This window comes from Pseudomonas sp. RIT-PI-r, assembly GCF_001297015.1.
Classification (GTDB): domain Bacteria; phylum Pseudomonadota; class Gammaproteobacteria; order Pseudomonadales; family Pseudomonadaceae; genus Aquipseudomonas.
In genome coordinates, this window is the sequence record NZ_LIGE01000047.1 from 142329 (window position 1) to 160602 (window position 18274).

Annotated in this window: 21 protein-coding genes; all 21 read right to left on the reverse strand. The window is 60.5% G+C overall.

Features of this window, described 5'->3' with window-relative positions; all coding sequences use genetic code 11:
* Positions 1-5 precede the first annotated feature (5 nt).
* On the reverse strand, positions 6-1100 hold the full coding sequence (locus tag AK821_RS27985; protein WP_064393130.1) for a hypothetical protein: 1095 nt from the start codon (positions 1098-1100) through the stop codon (positions 6-8).
* A 137-nt stretch (positions 1101-1237) separates the two neighbouring features.
* Positions 1238-1753 (reverse strand): hypothetical protein, encoded by a 516-nt coding sequence (locus AK821_RS27990; RefSeq protein WP_064393131.1) that lies wholly within the window; start codon positions 1751-1753, stop codon positions 1238-1240.
* On the reverse strand, positions 1750-2901 hold the full coding sequence (locus AK821_RS27995) for a hypothetical protein (RefSeq protein WP_064393132.1): 1152 nt from the start codon (positions 2899-2901) through the stop codon (positions 1750-1752). The genes AK821_RS27990 and AK821_RS27995 overlap by 4 nt, the downstream gene beginning before the upstream one ends.
* A 59-nt stretch (positions 2902-2960) precedes the next feature.
* Positions 2961-3392, reverse strand: a complete 432-nt coding sequence (locus AK821_RS28000) for a tail fiber assembly protein (protein WP_064393133.1) — start codon at positions 3390-3392, stop codon at positions 2961-2963.
* 17 nt (positions 3393-3409) lie between these two features.
* Positions 3410-4291, reverse strand: a complete 882-nt coding sequence (locus AK821_RS28005) for a gp53-like domain-containing protein (RefSeq protein ID WP_064393134.1) — start codon at positions 4289-4291, stop codon at positions 3410-3412.
* 12 nt (positions 4292-4303) lie between these two features.
* Positions 4304-4903, reverse strand: a complete 600-nt coding sequence (locus AK821_RS28010) for a YmfQ family protein (RefSeq protein ID WP_064393135.1) — start codon at positions 4901-4903, stop codon at positions 4304-4306.
* Complete coding sequence (locus tag AK821_RS28015) at positions 4894-5934, reverse strand: baseplate J/gp47 family protein (protein ID WP_064393136.1); 1041 nt, start codon at positions 5932-5934, stop codon at positions 4894-4896. Before AK821_RS28015 ends, AK821_RS28010 begins: the two co-directional genes overlap by 10 nt.
* Positions 5924-6322 carry a phage GP46 family protein gene (locus AK821_RS28020; RefSeq protein WP_064393137.1) on the reverse strand — a complete coding sequence of 133 codons (399 nt, stop codon included), beginning with the start codon at positions 6320-6322 and terminating at the stop codon, positions 5924-5926. The genes AK821_RS28015 and AK821_RS28020 overlap by 11 nt, the downstream gene beginning before the upstream one ends.
* A complete protein-coding gene (locus tag AK821_RS28025; protein ID WP_064393138.1) occupies positions 6322-6831 on the reverse strand; it encodes a phage baseplate assembly protein V in 510 nt (169 codons plus the stop codon). Before AK821_RS28025 ends, AK821_RS28020 begins: the two co-directional genes overlap by 1 nt.
* A 141-nt stretch (positions 6832-6972) precedes the next feature.
* On the reverse strand, positions 6973-8016 hold the full coding sequence (locus AK821_RS28030; RefSeq protein WP_064393139.1) for a phage baseplate assembly protein: 1044 nt from the start codon (positions 8014-8016) through the stop codon (positions 6973-6975).
* Between the two features lie 3 nt (positions 8017-8019).
* Positions 8020-9255 carry a DNA circularization protein gene (locus tag AK821_RS28035; protein ID WP_064393140.1) on the reverse strand — a complete coding sequence of 412 codons (1236 nt, stop codon included), beginning with the start codon at positions 9253-9255 and terminating at the stop codon, positions 8020-8022.
* Positions 9242-10813 carry a hypothetical protein gene (locus AK821_RS28040; protein ID WP_064393141.1) on the reverse strand — a complete coding sequence of 524 codons (1572 nt, stop codon included), beginning with the start codon at positions 10811-10813 and terminating at the stop codon, positions 9242-9244. Before AK821_RS28040 ends, AK821_RS28035 begins: the two co-directional genes overlap by 14 nt.
* Before the next feature lie 130 nt (positions 10814-10943).
* A complete protein-coding gene (locus tag AK821_RS28045; protein ID WP_003222226.1) occupies positions 10944-11240 on the reverse strand; it encodes a phage tail assembly protein in 297 nt (98 codons plus the stop codon).
* Positions 11237-11584, reverse strand: coding sequence for a phage tail tube protein (locus AK821_RS28050; RefSeq protein WP_007908779.1), 348 nt, complete (start codon positions 11582-11584; stop codon positions 11237-11239). Before AK821_RS28050 ends, AK821_RS28045 begins: the two co-directional genes overlap by 4 nt.
* Before the next feature lie 67 nt (positions 11585-11651).
* Positions 11652-13148, reverse strand: a complete 1497-nt coding sequence (locus AK821_RS28055; protein ID WP_064393142.1) for a phage tail sheath subtilisin-like domain-containing protein — start codon at positions 13146-13148, stop codon at positions 11652-11654.
* A complete protein-coding gene (locus AK821_RS28060; RefSeq protein ID WP_034154909.1) occupies positions 13148-13327 on the reverse strand; it encodes a DUF2635 domain-containing protein in 180 nt (59 codons plus the stop codon). The genes AK821_RS28055 and AK821_RS28060 overlap by 1 nt, the downstream gene beginning before the upstream one ends.
* Entirely contained in the window at positions 13324-13908 is a 585-nt protein-coding gene (locus tag AK821_RS28065; protein ID WP_064393143.1) for a phage tail terminator protein, read from the reverse strand. The genes AK821_RS28060 and AK821_RS28065 overlap by 4 nt, the downstream gene beginning before the upstream one ends.
* A gap of 149 nt (positions 13909-14057) precedes the next feature.
* Positions 14058-15089 (reverse strand): phage tail protein, encoded by a 1032-nt coding sequence (locus AK821_RS28070; RefSeq protein WP_064393144.1) that lies wholly within the window; start codon positions 15087-15089, stop codon positions 14058-14060.
* A gap of 9 nt (positions 15090-15098) precedes the next feature.
* A complete protein-coding gene (locus tag AK821_RS28075) occupies positions 15099-15311 on the reverse strand; it encodes a tail protein X (RefSeq protein WP_064393145.1) in 213 nt (70 codons plus the stop codon).
* Positions 15304-15687: a phage tail protein gene (locus tag AK821_RS28080; protein WP_064393146.1), complete on the reverse strand. Its 384-nt coding sequence runs from the start codon at positions 15685-15687 to the stop codon at positions 15304-15306. The genes AK821_RS28075 and AK821_RS28080 overlap by 8 nt, the downstream gene beginning before the upstream one ends.
* On the reverse strand, positions 15684-18149 hold the full coding sequence (locus tag AK821_RS28085; protein ID WP_064393147.1) for a phage tail tape measure protein: 2466 nt from the start codon (positions 18147-18149) through the stop codon (positions 15684-15686). Before AK821_RS28085 ends, AK821_RS28080 begins: the two co-directional genes overlap by 4 nt.
* Between the last annotated feature and the right edge of the window lie 125 nt (positions 18150-18274).

The window sequence follows — 18274 nt, forward strand, 5'->3', positions numbered from 1 at the left end:
GTGCCTCAGATAAGTTTGATGCGGCCGGGATAGGCGATGTTGCGAGGGCGGGATTTGAAGGCGTAAAGCAAGGTGGCCGCGGTATCTCGCTGATAGGTAGTGTTCACAGGAAAAATCGGGCCACCGTTGAGCAGCCCCGAAATGAATTGCGGCTCCTCTCGGGTATCCGCTCCAAAACCGATGAGGCTATCGGACCAGTAAGCGCCCACCGCCCCACCGCCGTTAGCACCTTGGGCATAGGCGTGAGTAGACCCCGGTTGAAAGGTGCCCATCACACGTGCGGTGTCCACTCCTCGCCCCTCATCCAGAACCCTGAGAAACTCCCCTCGCCCTTCAGGCCCGCGAAACGTCAACGCACCATCACCCGTGGTCCACTTCCCCTCCGTACCTGAGCGCAAGGCCTCTGCTCCCAGCATTCCTGATTGCTGAGCGTGATCCCACAGCCAGGGCCATTCGGCGCGTTTCATGACAGAGCCATTGAGTGCACCATATCCGCCGGGGTTAAGCAGGATGGTCGTCTCGAAGAAAGGCCGACCTAGCGGAGTGTTGTCGAAGCGACCGACCGGCCACCAACTCCCAACGCCATCACTGCGCAGATGCCACCAGTCACCGCTGCCCATTAATACGAAAAACGGATAACCACTGGCGGCCAGATGGGTATGAAAGCGAATACGATCAGTACCCGACGCCTGGATGACTATGCGACTGCCACTGTTGTCCACTCGCCTGACGATCACATCACGTACACCAAGTGCGGCATTGGCCGACGGCAGCTGCAGAGTCACCGCGCCCGGACTGCCATCGATCAATACGAGGCCGAGTTCTGCCTCGGCCAGTGTTTTCGAGGCCGCCAACCGGGTAATCACCGAACGCATCGGACTGGCGGTGCCGACAATCGATTGAATGGCTTTAAGCAGTTGGCCGGTGTCCGCTTCGGCAGCGACCAGCCCGGCACCGTTAATCACACTCAGAATCTCCTGAGTGACACTGTTGCCCCACACCGCCGGAATCAACGATCCCGGCGTACCCTCCACCGGGTTTTCATCGACGAAGCGGCCATCGACCAAGCCGACGCTGGGGACACTTTTTGGATAATCCATGGGTGTTCGTTCCTCTGAAATGACAAATGACGACGTCGGCAAAACTTTTTAAGCGTGTCCGTCCACGGTCGGTTTTCTGAAAATAAAAAGCCCACGCGGACGTGGGCTTGGGTGACGCAGAACGAAGGCTTTCTGGCTTAGCCGGAAACACCGCTGACCAGCTCACGAATCGCGACCAATGCTTCAGCAGCTGCGCTGTGCGCCTGCTCCAGATTGCCTTTGGCGGACTGCGCACGAATCTGCGCCTTGGCTTTCAGACGCAGGGTGCGCAGGGTCAACAGGTGATTGGTCAGTTCATCGGCCTTGGCGAGAATCTGCTCGGCAGCCTGTTTGGCCGTACGCCCTTTGACCACCCAGGCAGCGACCGACAGCGGCACTTCCTTTTTCGGGTAACCGGCGTCCTGATAAGCCTGAGCATCGGCGGCGGCCTGGGCGTATTCCATGGCTTTGAGCGGGTCGCCGGCCAGCACCGTGCGGACGCTGTCAGCGGCGGCATCGATTCTGGCGCAAAGGCGTTCGGCTTCTTGCAGCTCCAGCTCGGCGACCCTGCCCGCATTGAGCTGCCATGCTTCACCGTCCCAGTCATGGGCCGGTGAAGGCTGTGCAGCACGCAAGCCGTCTTCGAACTGATGCAATTCTTGAATGATGATCATCGGATCAACTCCCAGGAAAGATTGATATTCACCGCCGCTGAAAAGTTGATCGCAATACCGTTTGCGTAGTCGGTCGGGAGAATATTTTTGATGCCCATGCTGAACAGCAACTCATCACTCGTCCCGTTATCGGCACCAAAGGCGTGTTCGGCTTGATAGGTCTGCCAAAGGGAACGCAACATGCTGTGGTCGAAGCTGGCGGTCAATGTCGAAACGGTTGTGTCATTCACCTCGTTGTTGGTAATAACCCGCACCGTCTCCCCCGCACTGGCCCAGCCGTCCCAATTGCTCGACGTGGCAACCTTCGGGTTGAGAAAACAGTAGTTGGCGCCCAGCCATCCGGGTGTCGCAAAATTCACAGCAGTGACTTGTGTCGGATGCGGCGTCGCATTGCCCACCACCAGACGCGCGGCACGGGCATGCGGGTCCAGTGGCAGGTACACCACGCCATTGCCGCTGATTGTTTGCGTCCACGACAAGCGGCTACGGTTATACATCGCCCGGACAATCGGTACCGAGCCGGGGCCGGCTGTCACCACCCAAGCCAGACAGAGATCCAGCGGCGTCGACTGAAAACCACCGCCCGCCGCACCATTGATCGTGCCCTTCAATCCCTCGGGCGTGGCGTCATAGATAATGCCGCGCTGTGTGTAGAAGGTCAGCACACCCGCGACCACTTGCGCACGCAGAAAGTAACCGGAGTTGGGCAACAGTTCGGCACTGCTCCAGGCTATCGTCGTAAAGGTGCGCGGACGCCCCAACTGACCGGCCAACACTTCCTGGCCTAGGCTGACCAACACCCCGGGCAAAATCGATAAGCGCCCGCCACTTGTTGCAACCGCCGACGGCGTGATCGGCATTCGCCCATCTGCCGTAGCCACGGTAGCGGTTGGCAATGAGCCAATCGGCAACGCCAGATCCTGGTTCCAGCCCTTGGCCGAAACGCTCTGAATCGCCTGCAACAACTGATCGTATTTCTTCTCGTCCGGGGTCAACCCACCGGCATTGATCACGTTGAGAATTTCCTGGGTAACCCCATTGCCCCAATCCGCCGGAATCAACGATCCCGGGGTTCCGGTCATCGGGTTTTCATCAACGAACTTCCCATTCACCAATCCGGCGCTGGGCACACTGTTTGGATAATCCACGCCGGGACCTCCTGTTATTCTGGGTGATTGTTCAAGAAGCTGTTTTTGTAGGCTTCAAGTCAGAAAAGGCAGCAAACCGGCAACACTGGCCAGTCCACGCTTTGCGGATAATCTGGCTGCCTGTCGATCTTGTTCAGCGCCAGTTTGTAGGTAGCAAATGCCTTGAACCGCTGCATGTCATCGGCATCCAGCAACCCTGCAATGTAGGCGTCGGCCATACCGACGGTTTGCTGATCAGCTTCGGCCAACAACTCGTCACGCCGCGCCAGCGCCAATGCTCGCTGTTCGCTTTCAACCAGCTGCGATGCGTTCGGCAGTGCATGTTTGGTGACCTTGCCGTCGGTCCACTTCCAGATGCCGTCGCGTTCCTCGATCGTGCGCAGGAACAGCTCATCGGAGATCTCTACGGCAGTGGCAGGCACCCGCGTGTGAATCGTCGAGTCATAGCGCCCAAGCAGTTCGCCCTGGGCATCAAAATCAATGTATTTCATTTCATTCACCGTTGATTTCAGAAGCCGATGGCGAACCAGTTCCAGCCGCCAGGGTCAGCATTGGAGAAGCGCTGAAACTGGCTTTGCGAGAGTCGGTAAAGGGAAAAGCGCAGGTCGGAGAATGCCGGTGAAAGATCGCCGCCCGAGAGAAAGAGCACGCTTTTGGGAAAGGCAATCGGATAGGTAATGGTTTCGCTGAGTGCGCCGCCCGTGGCCAGTCCCCATTGCAGGATCAGGCCACTGGGCAAACGCTGATAGCCGCCTGCAGTGTTCAAGGAAGCGGTAAACGCTGGCGAGTACTTGAGCGCACCGTCACCGGAATCCAGGCCCCAGCCACCACCGAGTAGAAGCCGGCGAAAAGTAACGTAGCTGCCACCGACAAATGACAATGTGTTATCCGGTGCAGCAGCGCTGGCGGTGCCCAGACTCTCGCCACTCCTGACTTTCACGTTCAAACCACCGGAACCTGCCACCAGAGACACCAAGCCTCCCGCAGGCACAGTTGACCATTCCGGCAGTGTCACCGTGCCTGGGCTGGTGAAGATCGAGAGTTTGCCGACGTCAGCGACCGTCAACGAAACATCACCCACGTAATTGGTCTGCCCCGCCAGACTGCCGAGTGCGCGCTGCACAAACTCGGTCGTCGCGACTTTCTGACTGACATCGAATTGTGGCGGCGTTTCAAACAGCTTTTTGCCACGGATGGCCTCGAGCAGCTGGGTGTTCAAGCCTTCGGTCGGTTCGATCCCCGCCGCTTTGATAACCGCCAACACCTCTTCGGTAAGGGCGTTGCCCCACTCAGCAGGAATCAGCGATCCGGGGGTTCCGGTGACGGGATTTTCATCGACAAAACGACTGTTGACCAAACCGACACCGGGCATGCTTTTCGGATAATCCATCCGGCTTACTCCCTAGTCATAATTGATGTGCACCTTGGTATGCGCAGGCGCGCTGCGGTGGATCAGGCACTCCAGCGCTGAGCCCGGGTTGACGCCAAAGCGTTCGCCCCAATAGCTCGCGCCATAACGCCGACCGAGCAGGAGGCGGCCGCCGGTGTTGAGCGTCCACATGAACTGCGCTTCCCACGTGCCCCAATGCGCCGAGCCGAAACGCGAGCGGCCCATGCGCGGGGCTTCGAGTTCGGTGATGGTCGCGTTGGGATAGCCCTGGCTTTTGGCGATGTCGAGGTAGTAGCCGACGGCCTGGCTGCCGACCGCGAGCAAACGTCGGCGTACGGCGAGGCGGCGGTCGTCGAACAGCGGTGTGGCGCCAAGGCACGGGTCAGGCAGTTCCATCACCCGCTCCCAGTCCGGCACCAGTTCGCTGACGCCGGCCGGGTCCATCTCGTTGAGCAGGTCGGCGGCGCGCGCATCGAGGCGCGCCAGTTCGACCGCGACGCCTTGCAGCACTTCTTCAAGTTCCGGGACTCGCTCCGGATCCCAGGCTGGGCCACTGGGCAGTAGCGCACGCAGTTGCGCCTGGTATTGCGCGGCGGTTCTGATCACCCCCATACACAACCTCCGAACGTCAGCAGTTCGCTGTCGTCGGCGGCGACGTTAGCGGTCGGCGCGTTGAGCACGTGATCGGTTTCACCCGCGGCGCTGCTGATCGCTTCACGGATATGGCTGATCAGCAGGTCCTGGCCGAGGTCGGCTTCGCGGTTGTGCAAGTCGCGCAACTGGGTTTCGACGGCCGCGCGTACGGCACTGGTGTCCGGCGTCAGCTTGAGTTTGTAAGTCACCGGCACCTGCACCGGCGGCAGCACATGCACCTCGGCAGTGACCGGACGTAATGGCTCGATGTGCGCCTGCACTTCAGCCAGTTGCTCGGCGTTTGGCACCGGTTGTGGATCATCGTCGCGCATGATGTAGAGGCTGACCGTGCCCGGCCCGAGCAAACCGCCTCGGCACCACGCGCGGGTCACGCCCGGCACTTCCAGCGCCCAGGTCTCGTAATCGCTGGCCGAACCACCATGGGGAATGACGCGATAGGAACGGATCACTCGCGAACGCAGCGACTCCAGACTCTCCAGAGCGACGCCGCCACTCAGACCCGGTTCGACAACGACGAAGCTGTTGCCGACAACCCCGGCAATCGGTTGCACCGGAGAGAGCGCCAGACCGGCATCGGCATTACCGAGGCTGCCGGCGTCAAGCGCGGCGATGGTGGTGCTGTTGCTGCCATTGACCGTGGTGCGTGCGGCGGTAACTTTATAGGTACGACCATCGTTGGTTTGCAGCAACGTATCGACGTCGAGCACCGCGCCGGCGGTGGCGGTAAAACTCACCGTGCCGGTGGCCACTTGCGCGGGTTTGCGCGGCTGGTTCAGACGCAGTGCAGCAATGCGCTCCAGGGTCGACTCGTCAGCCTTGTCCGGCAGAATCTGCTCGGCAATCCAGTCGAGGTACCCGTACAAGCCATACGCGGCGCCGCTGAGCGTTCGCGCCAGCACTTGCGCATCGGACTGGCGCAGCGAATCGCCGGCCAGGTCGCTTTGGGTGCGCTTGATCAGCACCGGCAGCGAAGGGGTTTCAAACGGCATAGATCACCTGCCAACTGTTATCGGGGTTGATGTCCAGGCGTTCGCCGTCGGCCAGGGTCAGGACCGTGCGCAGGTTCAGGCGCTGGGCGTCGAGGCGTTCGCTGATGATGTCGATGGCGCTGCAGTGGCCGTCATCGACTAGCCATTGCAGGGCTTCGCGGGCATAGAATTCGGCGTCCATCTGGGTCTGTCGCGTCAGCTTGACCCGGCGCAACAACCACAGCCGCGAGCCGATACGGTCGTCAGCGACGGTCGGAAAGCTGTCGCCCCACCAGCCGAAACGTTCGTCGTCGTCGAGGGCGTCGTCATCGGCAGCGCGGCGCCAGGTGAACAGGCTGATAAGCACGGCGCGGGTCAGTGCAGCGTGGAGATTAGGGCTGATCAACATCATTTGCCTCCTGCCGGCGCGCCGGTCTGGCCGCTGCCGGCCTGGACGCCGACGTGCACGTGGTTGATCTGGCTGATGCCGCCGGCCAGTTGATCACCGGTGGAAACAATCTTGCCGGTCTGGTTGATGACGGGCGTATCGAAGTTCACCGCCGAACTGGCGCGGATGTTCAGTGTGGTGGTTTCGATATCGATGATCCGCCCGCGCTTGAAGTGAATCCTGTCGCCCTCGTCGGTGTAGATCGCCACTTCACCGGCAGCCAGCGACTGCAGGCGATAGCGGCGGTCAGCGATGACCAGGGCGGTAGCATGGGAACGGGCACCGCCGATAAACGGGACCACGCCGTCGGCCCCGGCCAGCGGATGGCTGGTGAAACCGTAGGGTTCGAAGTGTTCGAGGTCGTCGGTCACCTCGCCGGCGGTGAGGCGCATTTGCAGCGATTGCAGCTTGGATGCCGAATTGGCGAGCACGACGGTGCCGCGCGCCAGCAAGCGTGTCAGTAGGCTCATGGGGTGTCCTCAAAAGGTAGGCATCACGCGATCCACTGTGGGAGCGAGCCTGCTCGCGAATGCGCTGGGTCAGGCAATGTGATGTTGAAGCTGCCAGCGCTTTCGCGAGCAGGCTCGCTCCCACAGGGTTCGGAGTCAGGCTCAGGTTTTTTTCGGGGGTGTCGGATTGGCATCGAAGGTATGCGGCGGCGCCACTTGCAGCGTGGTCACCGAACCCTGTGCCGACAGCGAATACGTGACTTTGGAAATCAGCATGTCGCCATCAAACCCGAGCACCGGATCTTTCACTCGCACCAGCGTGTTGTGTCGCCACAAATCACCGTTGGCCTGACGCCAGCCCTGCACCTGATAGGTAGTGCTCTGCGCACGGCCCATGCGGGTGGCGCTTTCCCATTGCGCACGCTGCTGCGCCAATTCAAAGGTCAGCTGCGTGCCTTCATTGATCACCGTGGTGCGCCGACGTTTGAAGGTCAGGTCGGCAGCAATCGATTCCACTTCGCTGACCGCCGCCCCGCTCTTCTTGTCCGAGCCTTTTTGCTGGCCGATGACCCGGTATTCGGAGAACACCTGGCTGTAATCCATCGGCGCGCTGGCCGAGAGAATATTCTTGCCCAGCTCCAGCACATCGCTCGCCCGGCCACCGCTGCCGGGCTTGGCCAACACCAAACGGCCTTGCTCGTCATCGGTGGAAAACACCCGTAGCAGCGAGAGCAAACGATCGATCGACTGAAACACCGTTTCACCCGGCACGATGGTGTGTTTGGTCAGTCGTGCGGTCTCGGGGATTTCGTTGACCACCGATTGCGCATACTCCATCGCCAGCGCCTCGACAATACGCAGCAACGGTTGCTCCTGCCATTGACCCGGGCGATTGGTGGCCGCGCAATCGACCAGATCCTGGGTCTTCGAACTGCCTTCGATGGTCAGGCTGATCTGCCGCCCGTCATAACGAATCGGCGCTTTGAACACGTAACCGGTGAGCACCAGATCATTGCCGATCTTGACCTCGCAGGGGTCACCGGGCTTGATTGGTTTATCCACCGTTTGCCCTGGCCATTGCCAGGTGATGTCGAGTTTGAAAGTCCGGAACTGGCGCTCGAGATCAGCGCTGATTTCCACGCTTTTCCAGCCGCCATACTCCAGGTTGTTGACCGTCAGCGTGACGCGGTTATCCATCTCGCTCATGGTTTACTCCCCGGGGACTTTCACTTGGTTGGGTGAGAACCCGGGGTGATTCGTCGGGTTGCGCTGCTGGATTTCAAGGGCCCGCGTAGCATCGCCCAGGTACTTGTAGGCGATCACCAGCGACGGCGCGCTTTCCTGAATGGTTTTAGTGACAACCCGGATACCCGAGGACGCAACGGCCTTGAGGTGCGTGACCAACGCATCCAGCAAATCGCTGGCTACCTGGTGATGTGCAGCGCCGTATTTGTTCTTCGCCAGATCAACCGAGCTCACCAGATTCTTCAGCACCGCCAGCGTATCGTCCGTGGACGGCACGTCCTGATGAGTGATCGGCTGGTGGGCCTGACTGCTGACGGAAGGCGTCGACGGCAACTTCATCGGTTTGCTTGCAACCGGCATCGAAGCGATCCACTGCGCCGCTTTCACGATCAGGGTGTCCTGCACCAGATCAGCCATGGCTTGCGCCGCCGCATTGGTGTCCTTGCCAGTGGTGAGCTTCGGCGCATCAGCTTTGCGGATCGCTTCGAGTTGTTGCGACACGTCGGCAATCACGCCACGGTAGCCTTCCTTCGCAAACGTCTTCAGCTCCTTGATATCGCCGAGCAAGCCGTTGAACTCCGCCGCCAGTTCCTTGGGCAACTCCTTGACCGCTTTGACGAAGTCGGTGATGTCTTTGTAGTACTTGATCAGCGGCTGGAGCTGCTCTTTGATGATCTCGTAGACGCCGGCGAGACTGTTACGCAAATTGGCAATGCCGATCCGCGCCGCTTTGATCATCGTCATCGCCTGCTCGAACCGCGCCAGTGCCGATGCCTGAAAAGTCCCGGCCTTGAGCAGTATTGCCTGCTGGGTACTGACGGTCGCGGTCGGAAACTGCAACGGTTTATCGGGATAGAATTTCAGGGTAAAGGTCACCAACCCGCCGTCCTGACGGGTGTGGGTCATGTCGCATTCGCCGACCTTGACTTGCAGGCGTCCGAGCCACGGATGCACCAGCTCGCCACTGCCCGCTTCCAACGCCTTGAGCAGTTTGTCGCGCTGCTCCAGGCAATCGGCGCCGACGATGAACGCGGTGACATCGTGAATCCTCGCCTGCTGGCCGAGGTCTTCGAAATACGGCAGGTCACGCTGCGGATATTCGTGCAGCTGACCTTTGCGGCCGACCGGGGTTTTCGCCGAATCGATCCAGAAGCCGACACCGCGAAAGGATGCCGGCAATAAACGGTCACGCCAGTTCATTGGAACCTCCCACGGACAACGAGCGATAGCCGATGCGCGAAGACAGCGCCAGGCCCGGTTGATTGGTTTGCGGTTGATCGGTACGCAGCCCCGCAGGGGCGTTTTCGAAGCGCACGGTCAGGCCGCCTTCGAGTTGCGTGCGGTTGTTGGCAGCGCTTTGCTGGATCAGGGCGCTGGACGTCTGCGTCAGCGAACTGGAGGATTGCGTCAGTGAGCTCGAGGATTGCGTCAGTGTCCCCGCCGACAACAGGGTTTTGGACGTAACGTCCGTGCTGGAGCCAAGGAATTGCGGCGCCCATTCACCTTTGCCTTCGGCATTGGTTTTTTCCTGTGAGCGGGTGAGCACGTCGACCTTGGCCGATGCTTCGGCCGCGAGTTTCCCCAGGCCTCCGTTGAAAAAATCCCTGATCGGCGCCAGCACTTCGTAAAACGTGTCGCTCCACTTTTTAATCCAGGCGGTCAAAGGGTCCCAGGCCTGAATGAACATCTCCAGAGGCGACCAGCCCAATTGCTCGCGGATAACGGCATACAGCGCAAGGATCGGCAGTTTGATGTAATCCACAAGGTCGCGAAAAAAAGCCGCTACCGGCACCGACACCGCCCTGAGCAAATCCCATATCGATGCAAACAGACCAACCAGCGGCTGCCAGTTCTTCAGAATCAGCGCCTGCGGTGAATACGCAAACAACGTCGCATAGAAGTCGATGACCGGCGCCGCCAGCGCTTTGAGTACGTCCCACAGCGCCGCGAAGAAGCCACTGACCGGCCCCCAGTTGTTGATCAGCATCCCCATCGGAGTGAAGCCGAACAGCGTCCGGAAAAAGCCAGCCATCGGGATCACCACCGGAGCAATCTGTTGCCACAGCCGGGCAAAAAACGCTGAGATCGGCTTCCAGTTGGCGACGATCAACCCTGCCGCCAATGCAACCCCGGCGGCAAAAAGGCCGATAGGCGAAGCGAGCAGCGTGAGCACAGCACTGAAACCCGCAGCCGCCGTCGTCACGACGGTGAACGCTACCGCTGCTGCCGCCAGCCCTTCGACCAGTTGCGGATGATCGGCGACAAATTCGCCGACCGAGGTCATGACCGGCACCAGCGCCGTCACCAAGCCATTGACTGCCGGCAACAACGCCTGACCGATCTTCAACGAAATGTCATCGAGCGAAACGTTGAACTTCGCAAGATTGGTGGACGTTTCGCCCTTCACCACGGCGGGCACCTGCGCCGTTGCAGGTGCCCCCAGTGGCGCGGGAATCAGGGCGTCCTTGCCCAGCGTCGGGGTTTTAAGATTTTTGCTTTTGCTCGCCAGTTCGTCCTCGGCCTTGATCGCCTTTTTCAAGCCCTCCTGAAACGGCTTGAGCAAGCCACCGCCCGAGATAAACCCAGACAGATCAAGCGGCTTGATCCCAGTGCTTTCCAGGCTTTTCTTGAACGCCGCGACTTTGCCCCGGACGCCCTTCATCTCGGTCTCCATTTTCTGCAGACCTTGCATGACCACGAGCATGTTGACCGTGGTCTGAACGTTTTGCTGGATCGCGTTTATCTGTGTAATAGCCATCACTGCACCTGCTGCATCGCATTGATCCGTTGCGCGTGCTCCAGCGATTCGCGGAGCACATCCAGTGGCCTGGCCATCATCTGTTCGGGGTCAACCTTCCAGAACCAGGCCAGGTCATAGGCGACTGCGATCAGGTCGGTGATGGCTCCGACGCCGCACTCATGAAAAAACTCGCAACGGCCCAGCTCAGCGCGTTGAGGTCAGCCAGATCCAGCTGGTTGACCGACGACGGCGGAATGCCGGCGCACACGGCGATGTATTTGGCCGCCACGTCCATGTCGAGGCTGACTTCTTCGCTCTTGTCGATCTTGTACGGCAGCGCCTTGATCGCTCGCACTTCCTGCACCGTCGGGCGGCGCAGGACGAGTTCGGTCAGGGGCTCGCCGTGAGCTTCGATCGCAACCTGAAGCTTCACGGCGCCGCTCATTGCCAGGTCCCCTTGATGCCTTCGAATTTCAGTTCGATGGTGGCGTCATCGCCCTTGGAGACCGGTTCTTCAACCAGATATGCACCGGCCAGCACGTAGACTTTGCCGTTGCTGAATTCGCAGGTGACGGTGATGTCGGTGCCTTCGATCAGCTTCTTCAGCGGGAAGTCGGCGGTGTGCAGCGCGGTCACTTTGAACGACGGCGCGATGTCGGTTTCCTTGTAGAAACCGGGTACGACGGTTTCGCGTTTGACCGCCATCAGCGGGGCTTCGCAGCCGCCATTGATGGTCAGTTGTGCGCCGTCGACTTTGACGTAGCAGGTGCCTGCAATCAGTTGACCCATGGTGTTACTCCCTTTAATGAAAAAGCCCACGCGAGGTGGGCTGAATGCTTGTCGTCAAACGCAGCAATCAAGCCGCGTCGTCGTACTGCAGGCGGAACTGGTTGAGCAGTGCGAACACGCGCAGACCGTTGATGTAATCCGGCGGGAACAGCACGTTCACGCGGCTCGGGTCCTGCACGTCGCGCTCGACGATCAGGTGCTCGGCGAACAGCTCGGCGTTCTCGACATGGCCTTCCAGTTCGAGCTTGGCGTACTGCGCAATCAACTCGCCGCGAATGGTCGCCGGGGTGACGATCGGCTGGCCGGCGCCGAAACGCGTGCCGTCGGAGGCCAGTTTGTGGCGGCCGTATTTGCTGGTGATCACGCTTTGCAGACGACGCACGATGAACGCCGACTGGTGCATGGTTTCGCTGTCCAGATAGGAGTTGTCAGCCTGACCGTAAGCGTTTTTCTGGTAGGTGGTGATCGAGCGCTGGATGCGCACGTAACCGCCTTCGTAATACGCGGTGGCGATGCCGTAGTTGAGCAGCGACTGACGCTCGGTCAGGGTGAAGCGTTCGCTGGCCGGTGCCGGATCAACACCCGGCAGGCTGCCGCTTTGGGTCGGACGGCTGGCGTCGGCAGAGATGAACACCGCGGTGCGTGCGGCCAGTGCGGCAGCTTGTACCCAGAACGGTTGCGGAACGCCCGGCTCCAGCGCCTGAATGGTCATGTGCTGGTCATTGCGTGCCTGGCCGGCAGCAACCAGGGTGCCGACGGAGCCGCGCTTGGCGCTGTAGACGTGACCGAACAGTTGCTTGGCCCACGACCAACGACCGGTGCTGTCATCCATGACGGCTTGCCAGGTGTTGAGGGTCGACAGATCGGACCATGGCAGTGCGATGAATTCGAACGGTTCATCACCCAGTGCGGCGATCGCTTCAACCTGATCCGGCACACCGGCGCCGCCGGTCATGGCGGTGATCGCGGCGGTCAGGCCAGCCGGGGTTTCTTCGCCGTTGCTTTTGCCCAGGCGATTGAATTGCAAGCTGATGTCGTTACCGCTGTCGCCAGTCCATTTGGCGTTCAGGGTGACCACACCTTCGGCAGCGGCAGCGCTGACCGGCAGATCGGCCGTGGCGTTGATTTTCTGCGCCAGTGCAGTGGCTGCTTGGGCTGCGGTAGCACCGTTGACCACGGTGGCCTGAACACGCACGCCACCAACATACAGGTTGAGCAGGCCGGCCTGAGTCGCAGCGCCAGTCAGGGTCAGTACGCCTTTGGCAACGGCGCCTTCAGCGTTGTGCAGCGGCAGGCACCAGATCTCGCCGATCGGGTCGGCCTTGCGGAAGGTCTCGTACATCGAGGCGAGCATCGAGCCTTGGCCGCCGATGCTTTTGGCCAGCGCAACGCTGGAGACCAACACCAGTTTGCCGACTTCGGTCGGGGCGATGTTGTCGTTGACCTGAGCGACGATCAAACGGCGCATGGTCGAACTCGCGCTATTGGCGGCCGAGTTGTCCATTTCGGCATAGAACAGCGGTACACGAATGTCCGCGGGGATGTTGCTGAATCCGATCGCCATTATTTGGCTCCCTTTTGTTTGGCTGGTGCGGTTTTGAGAGTGATGTCGCCGTCGGCCAGACGTCGGCGCCACCAGGCGCTGTCCAGCACTTCACGGCCTTCGAGCGGCAGCAGATCGCCCGCCTCCGGGTCAGGTACGACGCGGCCGGCGGCCGGCAGTACGGTGATGCGATTGCTCATGGGGTTACCTCTGCAGAGAAAGTCATTTCCACGCGCCCATCGGGGCCCGGGCGTTTCAGGTTGGGGTCGGCCGGGTCGATCGCATCGACCCGCACGGTGGCCCCGGTAAAGGACGACAAACCGTCCAGTTCGCGTTCGTGCCAACTCTCCGCAGGCTGACTTGGCAGATTGCGGCCGAGCTGGAACTCGGCAAAAAAGCGCAGCCGGTAGAAAGCGCGGCTGCTGTTGATCGAGACCAGTTCGCCGCCGTCGTAGACGATGGCGCTGTAGTCGTTGTCGGGCTTGAACCCGACCAGCGCGCGCCACAGTTCGGCACGCAGGTCGTGCAACAGATCCAGCGCTTTTGTAGCGTCGGTGGCGTCAAGTACCAGGACGATTTCGAAGCGGTCGCGGATCGGTTGGGTGGTGAGGTTTTGGGTGGTGCTTTCACTCGCCAAGTCGGCCAGTGGCAGCACGTGGGCCGAGGGTGTCGGCAGATCCGGGTTGCCTTGTAGCAGCGCCAGATCGACACCCACCGAAATGTGACTGGCAAGGCTCGGGCATTGCCCACGCAATTGCGTGAGGATCGGGGTGATCTTCATGGGGGTGTTCCAAAATAGTGGGAGTTACCGCAGGCCCCTGTAGGAGTGAGCCTGCTCGCGATAGCGGTGTGTCAGGCGCGTTGGTTTTGAATGTGGCACCGCTATCGCGAGCAGGCTCACTCCTACAGGGGGGCTCGTGGGCTGTGAGATCAGTCTTTGGCTTCGGCTTTCGGGTCGAGGCACGACGCATCGATCAGGCAGCGATAGCTGTTCTCGCGATTACCGCTGGCGGTGACCTTGTCGATCGACCAGCGTCCGCGCATGAAATCCGGCCAGGTATCATCGAGCAGCACCAGGCCTTCAGCGGCCAGACGCGGATCGCCCGGGCAGGTGATCTTCACCTTGAACTTTTGCCGGAGCATTTTGCGCACTTCGCCTTCTCCCACGGCAATGGCGTCGGCTTCATTGGGTTGCTTCTGGCGGATGGTCTTGAACGGCGCAAGTCCCGTTTCGACCCAATGCAAAATGCCTGTAACAGCATCGACAAAACAGGTCTTGCAGCCCTTGGCCTGTTCGCGGGCGGCCTCTTCCAGCGTGGCGCTGATGAAGGCGTGATCGCCGGGACGATTATTGTGGGTGACCGACAACGTCACATCCTGCAGTTTCTGCCCCGAGATGGATTTGATCTGCCCGGGCCGCGCCAGCACATACGCATCGCCATAAGGTTTGGCGACCAGGTTGTACTTCTTCGCCAGCCGCGTCAGAAAGCCCATGTCGGTTTCATTGGACTGGTCGACATGGGCGATTTTTATCATCGCCACGTCCGCTGCGACACGTGATGAAAATCCGTGCTGCGACACCAGTTTGCTGAACAATTGACCGAGCGTCGTCGGTCCATGACTGGCGATGCGGCGCTGCTTGAAGCCGGTCTCGTCATCCTTGCTGAACGGTGCTGCAGTGGCCACCAAAGTCAGGCGAAACGGAAACAGCGTCGGTGTCAGGCGAGTGACTTTGAACTGGCCCTTGTCGACCATCTCTGCCATTTCCAGGTAACCCACCAGCAGGCCGATTTTCCCGCCGAGGTTCGGCAGCCCTTCGAGGCCTTCCAGATCAATGGTCAGGGTCAGTTGATCCGACTCGATACCGGCGGCATCAATGTGCTCCCAACTGATAAGACGCTGGTTGAGCAAATCCGCGTTTGCGCCATAAATCTGAACGACCGGGGTAAAACCCAATGCCATACAACCTCCTTAATCCCACGCCGTGAGCGCTTTGATTGCGGCGGGTTTGCTGTCGAGTTCAGGCAGCACGACCCAGATGCCAGCGGGCAGAACCGGGCCGTGTTCGGCCAGGGTCGGGTTGAGTTTCCACAGGGCTTCTTCGGCCGCATCGTCGCTGCGACCGGTTTCGCGGTAGAGCAGCAGATTCACCGAATCACCGGCCACGCTTCGAACTTTACGCATTGTTGAACTCCGCCAATTCGATGACCCAATCGACCACCATCGCTGTACCGTCATCGATGATGCAGGTCTGGGTTTCCTGAACGTTGTTGACCCGCCACAGCCCCCAGTTGCGGCCGATGCCATCGATCAGCGGCAGCGGTATACGCAGCGCCTGCAAGGCACGCAATTCATCGAGCCGATCCATGGCCACGGCGTACATCGACTTGCCGGTGATGGTCAGGGTTTCCGGCTTCTGTCCGGTCTGACTGGATTTCGGTTTGCTGGTAAGGATCTGTATTTCGGTCCAGCCGCCATCGGACTTGCGCAACAATTGGTGGTACGCAAAGTTGCGCGACAGGCCGAAGATGAAACTGCCCAGAGCCATTTGTTGTTTCATGTGGCGACTCCGTCGGTCAGGGCTGCGTCACGTCGTGTGGCGAGAGGATTGGTCGGCATGATCTGGACCAACTGACTCATTGTTGTCTGCACAACTAGATTGGCCAGTGCCTGGGCGCTGCCCTGATCCTGACCATTGATGTGAATGGTGGAGTTGAACGTGACAGGCTGGCTGGCGGCTGTGGAGGCGAGTGCCGCAGGGTTCGTGGCGGTCGCCGAGGTCGCGATGAGGTCTTTACTGACCTGTGCAGGAGAGCCGAGACGATCGACTTGTGGCCCTCGCTTGTCGCCCAGCGATTCACCGATGGCCCCGCCCGCCATGCTCCCCAGCCACCCGCCGACCATGGTGCCCACACCCGGCAGAATCAACGTACCCAGTGCAGCACCGACAGCGGCACCAACAGACGACCCGGCTAACGATGCACCGGACGACACGACGGCACGCTTATCGCCGCTCATGACGCCGTTGACCATTTCATATCCGGCGCTGAGCAACCGCAGCGGCGGGGCCCGTCTGGCAAGCAGTCTGCCTGCCCTGGCGGAAGAACCGGACAGTGGAGCGGCCGGTGCAGAACTGACGGCTGATGAGCCTGCAAATGCCGTCATGGTTCCCGGCCAGTACGTACCGGACATGCGGGGCAGAACGGGTGGTGCAGGTGGAACACTGATCCGTGGTGGCCGAGGGGTCACCGTGCGGGGGCTTTTCGCACCTTGACCGGTTTGTTCACGTCGGACTCGAGGCTTGATGCTTGACCGGCGAGGCTTGAGTCTGCCCCCCGTCCCGCCGCCCAGCGGTTTGCAACAGCAGTCATGGCCCGCGCCATTTCCGGCCGACGTTTTCTTTGCTTTCGGGTCTTCAATATCGGCAATCAAACCGCCAAGACCGAACGGCAACTTTGAAGCGACGCCCTTGAGCAGTTTGTCGGTGAAATTGCCGAATGCCTTGGCCATCACCGCCACCACGATGGCCGACAGTCCAACGCCCGCAAGGGCCAACGCCGTCGAGGTCTTGGGATGGGCTTCAGCCATATCGGCCACGCCATTGGTCATATTCGTCAGCGAATCCAGCGTGCCGGTCGCATCCGGCGCCAACGCCGTGATCAGACGATTGAGACTGGCATCGAACGCGTTCCAGCTTCGCTGAGGGTCTTTGCCCGCAGGCTCGGCGCTGCGTTCAATCGCGCCGCTGTAAGCCGGTGTCAGTGGAACGTTGGGCTTGAGCAATGAAAGCGGCGTCTGTGCCTCGCCGGGTTTGCCCATCCACTGGAGCACGCCCCCCTCACCCTTGAATGGCGATGCGAGGCTGCTCTGGGTCGCTTGCGAGGACACAAGCGACGACGTTCCTTCCAGTTTGGCCGGAGCGATCAGCGAAAACGCTTTTTGCAGGTCTTCGGGTTTCGCCAGCAGTTTGCGTACACCGTCGTCGCCACTGAAAAGTGTCTTGATCAGCGCTGCTTGCTGCTCTGCCGGTTGTTGCTTCAATGCCGCCAACGCTTTGACAAGGTTGTCCGGTACGTTTTCGGTCAACTTGCCGGGATCAAGCCCCAACGCCTTCCACGCCGACTGCTCGGCCGCCGAGCCTTGGGGGCCTTTGGCCAAGGCTGCACTGATGCTTTTCACCGACGCCCCGGCACCGGCTTTGTCGACGTCAGCATTGAGCAACGCGGCTGACAGCGCCGCCAACTGCTCGGGCAGGATCCCCGCTGCAACGGCCGACTCGCCGGATTGCTGCACGACCGAGCCGATGTCGGCAGCCGTCGTATTCAGTCCGCTGTTGCCCAGATGCTGAGTCGCATCAGCCAGCAGCTGACCTTGAGTCTGATCCAGTCTCATCGAGACTTGCCAGGCCGACAGCATTTCACCGGCCGACTTCAGGCTGATGCCGAACGCCGACGCATTGACCGCTGCATCCAGGGCAAAGTCCAGCAGCACTTGTTCCTTGTCGGCGCCCTTGAGACCCGCACCAATCCCGGATCTGCCAGCCGCGACTTCGACCTGCACCAGATCCACGACCGTCGCCCCACTGCCGGAAACCCGTTTGTCGGTGGCCAGTTTGAGGTTGGCTTTCGACAGCGTGCCGAGGTCGCCACTCAGGCCTTGAACCTGCCTGAGCTGGGCCATGGCGGTTTCCAGGGCCATGTCCGATTGCAGGTAGGCCGGAGGCGAGCGTTGTTCAATCTCAGCCTTGAGCTTTGACTTGCTTTCGCCGCCTGCCGCCGGCGCGGCAGTTACCACTGGCACCTTGAATGATGCCAGGGCCGTGTTCAGCCCCAGGACAACAGCGCCGAGTTTGATCTGTTCACGCACCAGACTGCGGATGTCCAGACTGGCCGTAAGCAACGCCTCTTTCAGTTCGGACAGTGGTTTGACCAGGCTGTCTGTGGCCGATCCCCCTGCCGACAAGCCGGAACCCGCGCCTGCGGTTTGCGCGGCGTACATCAGCGAAAACGATGTGTCTGCCATTGCCGCTCTACTCCTGTTTCACGCCAAGGCGAGTGATCGCTATGTCGTAGCGGCGCAACGCCTTTTCGGCGTCCCATTCCAGAATCTCCGCCTCACTTACCGGGTAAATGAGCGGGACGATATCG